The 6,013-nt window shown below is 69.6% G+C and carries 6 protein-coding genes; 5 read left to right on the top strand and 1 reads right to left on the bottom strand.

Annotated elements, in window-relative coordinates; all coding sequences use genetic code 11:
* Nucleotides 1-37 precede the first annotated feature (37 nt).
* Nucleotides 38-817, top strand: a complete 780-nt coding sequence (gene dapB, locus ACZ4EF_RS12350) for a 4-hydroxy-tetrahydrodipicolinate reductase (RefSeq protein ID WP_355349822.1) — start codon at nucleotides 38-40, stop codon at nucleotides 815-817.
* Nucleotides 818-850: 33 nt separating this feature from the next.
* Nucleotides 851-1,309 carry a tetratricopeptide repeat protein gene (locus tag ACZ4EF_RS12355; protein ID WP_355349825.1) on the top strand — a complete coding sequence of 153 codons (459 nt, stop codon included), beginning with the start codon at nucleotides 851-853 and terminating at the stop codon, nucleotides 1,307-1,309.
* 90 nt (nucleotides 1,310-1,399) lie between these two features.
* Here the strand turns inward: ACZ4EF_RS12355 and ACZ4EF_RS12360 are convergent, their stop codons facing one another.
* A complete protein-coding gene (locus tag ACZ4EF_RS12360; protein ID WP_355349828.1) occupies nucleotides 1,400-1,945 on the bottom strand; it encodes a hypothetical protein in 546 nt (181 codons plus the stop codon).
* A 241-nt stretch (nucleotides 1,946-2,186) separates the two neighbouring features.
* Here ACZ4EF_RS12360 and thyX point away from each other — a divergent pair, with 241 nt between their 5' ends.
* The 3 genes from thyX (at nucleotide 2,187) to ACZ4EF_RS12375 (ending at nucleotide 5,890) form a co-directional block, all read left to right on the top strand.
* Complete coding sequence (gene thyX / locus ACZ4EF_RS12365) at nucleotides 2,187-2,933, top strand: FAD-dependent thymidylate synthase (RefSeq protein WP_355349831.1); 747 nt, start codon at nucleotides 2,187-2,189, stop codon at nucleotides 2,931-2,933.
* Nucleotides 2,934-3,121: 188 nt separating this feature from the next.
* Entirely contained in the window at nucleotides 3,122-4,021 is a 900-nt protein-coding gene (gene dapA, locus ACZ4EF_RS12370) for a 4-hydroxy-tetrahydrodipicolinate synthase (RefSeq protein ID WP_467504164.1), read from the top strand.
* Nucleotides 4,022-4,204: 183 nt separating this feature from the next.
* A complete protein-coding gene (locus ACZ4EF_RS12375; RefSeq protein ID WP_355349837.1) occupies nucleotides 4,205-5,890 on the top strand; it encodes a ribonuclease J in 1,686 nt (561 codons plus the stop codon).
* The last annotated feature ends 123 nt before the right edge of the window (nucleotides 5,891-6,013 follow it).

The following is a 6,013-nucleotide window of genomic DNA, read 5'->3' on the forward strand; positions in this document are numbered from 1 at the left end:
ACCGATGTGAGATGCGAAGGACGAGGACAGGACAACGATGAGCAAGCTCCGTGTGGCCGTCATCGGCGCCAAGGGCCGGATCGGATCAGAGGCGGCACGCGCGGTCGAGGCGGCCGACGACCTCGACCTCGTCGCGGCGATCGACCGCGACGACCGGCTGGAGACACTGACCGAGTCCGGTACGCAGGTCGCCGTCGACCTGACGCACCCCGACGCCGTCATGGGCAATCTGGAGTTCTGCGTCGGCCACGGCATCCACGCCGTGGTCGGCACCACCGGCTGGACCCCGCAACGGCTCGACACCCTGCGCGGCCGGCTCGCCGCCTCGCCCGCCACCGGGGTGCTCATCGCGCCGAACTTCTCCATCGGCGCCGTCCTCACCATGCGCTTCGCCCAGCAGGCCGCCCGCTGGTTCGAGAGCGTCGAGGTCATCGAGCTGCACCACAACCGGAAGGCGGACGCCCCCAGCGGCACCGCCACCCGTACCGCACAGCTCATCGCCGCCGCCCGCGCGGAGGCGGGCCGCGCCCCGCAGGAGGACCCCACCACCCACGCCCTGGACGGCGCCCGCGGCGCGGACGTCGACGGCGTCCCGGTGCACTCGGTACGGCTGCGCGGCCTGCTCGCCCACCAGGAAGTGCTCTTCGGCGACACCGGCGAGACCCTCACCATCCGGCACGACTCGCTGCACCACAGCAGCTTCATGCCGGGCATCCTGCTCGCGGCCCGTACCGTGCCCGGTGTCCCCGGCCTCACCTTCGGCCTGGAACACTTCCTCTCGGACGACCACCGCGCGCTTCAGCCGGACGAGGGCTGACGCGGAGGACCGAACCGGAGGACGGAAACCGAAATGCGCGCCAAACTCAGCTACGCCGTGTCCGCGGTCGTGCTGGTCTTCTACTTCGTGCTGGTCGGCGACCGCGGGGTGCTGCTCATCGCGGACGGCCGCCCGGTCACCGTCGTCTTCGGCGTCGCCGTGCTCGTCCTGCCGCTGATCGGCGCCTGGTTCCTCTGGCACACCACCCAGTTCGCCCGCCACGCCGGACGGCTCGGCCGCGAACTGGAGGCCGAGGGCGGCCTGCCCGTGGACGAACTGGTCCGTACGCCCAGCGGCCGGATCGACCGCGACTCGGCCGACGCGGTGTTCGCCAAGCGGCAGGCCGAGACGGAGGCCGCGCCGGACGACTGGCGCAACTGGTTCCGGCTCGCCGTCGCGTACTTCGACGCACGCGACACCCCGCGGGCCCGCAAGGCGATGCAGCGGGCCATCGCGCTGCACGACGGGCGCGAGGTGCGCGAGCGGGTCTAGGCGGGCCGCGACCGGGCGCGACTCCTCATACGGGTGTGCCCGGTCGAATTCATCCGGCCGTGCACCCGGGAGGGTGAAGCTGAGCGCGGCTCAGCGCAGTTCGGCGGCCCAGCCCTCGATGGCGTCGGCGGCGAGGTCGAACGCCTCGACCCGGCCGAGGAAGTCCGCGTTGTGGTCGGTCAGCATCGGCCGCAGCGGACGGCCGCCGCGCCGGGTGATCACCAGCGCCTGCCCCTGCACACTGCGCGGCAGCCCCAGCACCCGCACGGGCTGCTGGGCCGTGCGCACCGAGACCACCTGGCTCCACGACACCGTCGAGGTGGAGAAGAACTCCACCTGGCGCAGGCCCTTCCCGCTCACCCACACACCCACGCGCAGCAGCCGCAGGGTGACCGCGATGATCACGAACGCCGAGAGCAGGCACGTGACGCCGCCCTGCCCGCTTCCCGCGGCGACCATGATCAGCGCGGCGAAGAGCAGGTACGAGGCGAAGACCAGCAGCAGCGCCGCGGTCGCGACCCGCCACGGTCCTGGACGGTAGGGCCGCATCCAGCGGTCCTGGTCGGCGTGCGGCAGCGCACGTCCGGGCGTGAACTCATCGACGAAGGCGGTGGTGGAATTGTGGGGGAGGGACACGCGGGGAATCCTCTTCGGGTTTCCGGCAGCTTCCGGCACGAGCGGGCTATGACGGGTGAGGCTAGCCGCCGTGCGGCGCCGCGGCTACCTCGGGTCGTCCGATCGGCCCTGGCCCGCCCGACGAACGCTGTCATACGGAGCGAATAGGCTGGCGCCGCACGGCAGAACAGCCGCCCGACCGCACACCGGCTCAACCGCACACCAGCTCAACCGCACAGCCGCCAAGCAGGAAGGACCTCGGGTGCCGACCGAGACCACCACCGGGACCACCGTCCCCGTCCAGTTCCGCGACGACGTGACCGTCGACCTCGTCAAGCACAGCGCCTCTGACGGCGACGTCCTGTGGGCGGCCCGGGTCTCCACCGCCGGAGAGCAGTCCCTCGAAGAGCTGACCAAGGACCCCGAGCGCTCCAAGGGCCTGATCAACTACCTGATGCGCGACCGCCACGGCAGCCCCTTCGAGCACAACTCCATGACCTTCTTCATCAGCGCCCCGATCTTCGTCTTCCGCGAGTTCATGCGCCACCGCGTCGGCTGGTCGTACAACGAGGAGTCCGGGCGTTACCGCGAGTTGCAGCCGGTGTTCTACGTGCCGGGACCCGAGCGGAAGCTGGTGCAGCAGGGGCGGCCGGGGAAGTACGAGTTCGTGCACGGCACCGCGGAGCAGCACGAGGCGGTGCGGGGGGCGATGGAGGAGTCGTACGCGCATTCGTACGCGGCGTACCAGGAGATGCTGGCGGCCGGGGTGGCCAGGGAAGTGGCGCGGGCGACGCTGCCGGTCGGGTTGTTCTCGTCGATGTACGCGACGTGCAACGCGCGCTCGCTGATGCACTTCCTGGGGCTGCGGACGCAGCACGAACTGGCGGCCACGCCGTCGTTCCCGCAGCGGGAGATCGAGATGGTGGGGGAGCGGATGGAGGCCGCGTGGGCGGGTCTGATGCCCCTGACACACGCGGCGTTCAACGCGAACGGCCGGGTGGCACCGTAACGGCCGGAACCGATCGGCGCGACCGCAGTCAAATGTCCGAAGTGTTCAGATTGCAGGCATTCGTGAAGTTCATCTAGGCTGCTGAAACGGACTCCGGCGTTGCTTGAACCCCCGAGCAGGCACCGCCGGAGTCCTTTGCGCAGGTCCCGAGGCTGCATGCCCGTACACACACCGAGTAGCGTGGACCCATGGCTCCGACCTCCACCCCCACGGCCCCCTTCGGGCGGGTCCTGACCGCAATGGTCACGCCGTTCACCGCGGACGGCGCCCTCGATCTCGACGGCGCGCAACGGCTCGCCGCCCACCTCGTGGACGCCGGGAACGACGGTCTCGTCGTCAACGGCACGACCGGGGAGTCGCCCACCACGAGCGACACGGAGAAAGCCCGGCTCGTACGGGCCGTCGTGGAAGCCGTCGGAGACCGCGCCTTCGTCGTCGCCGGAGCCGGCACCAACGACACCCGGCACAGCACGGAACTGGCCCGCCAGGCGGAAAGCGCCGGCGCCCACGCCCTGCTCGCGGTGACGCCGTACTACAACAAGCCCCCGCAGGAGGGCCTGTACCGGCACTTCACCGCCATCGCCGACGCCACCGGGCTGCCCGTCATGCTCTACGACATCCCCGGCCGCAGCGGCGTCCCCATCGACACCGAGACCATCGTCCGGCTGGCCGAACACCCCCGGATCGTCGCCAACAAGGACGCCAAGGGCGACCTCGGCGCCGCGAGCTGGGCGATGTCCCGCAGCGGCCTGGCCTGGTACTCGGGCGACGACATGCTCAATCTGCCGCTGCTCTCCATCGGAGCCGCCGGCTTCGTCTCCGTCGTCGGCCACCTGGTCTCCGCCGAACTGCGCGCGCTCCTCGACGCGTACACCAGCGGCGACGTCACCAAGGCCGCCGAGATCCACCAGCGACTGCTGCCGGTCTACACCGGCATGTTCCGCGCCCAGGGCGTCATCACCACCAAGACCGCCCTCGCGCTGCGCGGACTGCCCGCCGGTCCTCTCCGGCTCCCCCTCGTGGAGCTGGACCAGGGCGCCACCGAACAGCTCAGGAGGGATCTCGCCGCAGGCGGGGTAGACCTCTGACCAAAGACTTCACAACTTAATAGGTCCGAACACGCACAACCGCACAACCGAACGACTGCACAACCGCACAGCCGAAAGACCGCACAGCCGACGATGCGCACTGCCGCATACGCACGGAAAACACGATGTCACGCGCGCCGCGACCCAGGAGGGTCTGGCGGCGCGCGTGGTAGGGAGAGACTTTTGAGCCATCCGCACCCCGAACTCGGCCCCCCGCGGACCCTGCCCGACGGCGGCCTCCGGATCACCCCGCTCGGCGGCCTCGGAGAAATCGGCCGCAATATGACGGTCTTCGAATTCGGCGGCAAGCTGCTGATCGTCGACTGCGGAGTGCTCTTCCCCGAGGAAGAGCAGCCCGGCGTCGACCTGATCCTGCCGGACTTCACCTCCATCAGGGACCGCCTCGACGACGTCGTCGGCGTCATCCTGACCCACGGCCACGAGGACCACATCGGCGCCGTCCCCTTCCTCCTGCGGGAGAAGGACGACATCCCGCTGATCGGCTCCAAGCTGACCCTCGCCCTGATCGAGGCCAAGCTCCAGGAGCACCGCATCCGGCCGTACGTGCTGGAGGTCAAGGAGGGCGAGCGCGAGCGCATCGGCCCCTTCGACTGCGAATTCGTCGCCGTCAACCACTCCATCCCGGACGCGCTGGCCGTCGCCATCCGCACTCCGGCGGGCATGGTCGTCGTCACGGGCGACTTCAAGATGGACCAGCTCCCGCTGGACGGCCGCCTGACCGACCTGCCGACCTTCGCGCGGCTCGGCGAGGAAGGCATCGACCTGCTCCTCGCGGACTCCACCAACGCCGAGGTCCCCGGCTTCGTCGCACCCGAGCGGGACATCTCGCAGGTGCTCAGGCAGACCTTCGCCAAGGCGGACAAGCGGATCATCGTGGCGAGCTTCGCCAGCCACGTCCACCGCATCCAGCAGGTCCTGGACGCCGCGCACGAACGCGGCCGCAAGGTGGCCTTCGTCGGCCGCTCGATGGTCAGGAACATGGGCATCGCCCGAGACCTGGGCTACCTCAAGGTGCCCAGCGGTCTCGTCGTGGACGTCAAGGTCCTCGACGACCTGCCCGACGAGAAGGTCGTCCTCGTCTGCACCGGCTCCCAGGGCGAGCCCATGGCCGCCCTGTCCCGGATGGCGAACCGCGACCACCAGATCCGGATCGTCGAGGGCGACACCGTCATCCTCGCGTCCTCCCTCATCCCGGGCAACGAGAACGCGGTCTACCGCGTGATCAACGGCCTCACCCGATGGGGTGCCAACGTTGTCCACAAGGGCAACGCCAAGGTCCACGTCTCCGGCCATGCCTCGGCCGGCGAACTGCTGTACTTCTACAACATCTGCAAGCCGCGCAATCTGATGCCGATCCACGGCGAATGGCGACACCTGCGCGCCAACGCCGATCTCGGCCAGCTCACCGGCATCCCCAAGAACCGCTGCGTCATCGCGGAGGACGGCGTGGTCGTCGACCTCATCGACGGCGTCGCCAAAATCGCGGGCAAGGTCCAGGCCGGTTACGTGTACGTCGACGGTCTCTCCGTCGGCGACATCACGGAGTCGTCGCTGAAGGACCGCCGCATCCTCGGGGAAGAAGGCATCGTCTCGGTCTTCGTGGTGGTCGACTCGACCACCGGCAAGATCGTCGGCGGCCCGAACATCCATGCCCGCGGTTCGGGCATCGAGGACGACGCATTCGCCGCCGTCATCCCCAAGATCGAGGAGGGGCTGTCCCGTTCGGCCTCCGACGGGGTGATGGAAGCACGCCAGATCCAGCAGCTCATCCGCCGCTCGGTCGGCAAATGGGTCTCCGACACCTACCGTCGGCGACCGATGATCCTCCCTGTGGTGGTTGAGGTCTGACGCCTCGTCAACCACTGGACCAGGAGCGGGGGGGGGGGGGGGGGGGGGGGGGGGGGGGGGGGGGGGGGGGGGGGGAGGAAAAGGAGAAAAAACAGCAAAAAAAAAAGAGGAGAAGAGAGAGGG

The organism is Streptomyces sp. NPDC025721, assembly GCF_055558595.1.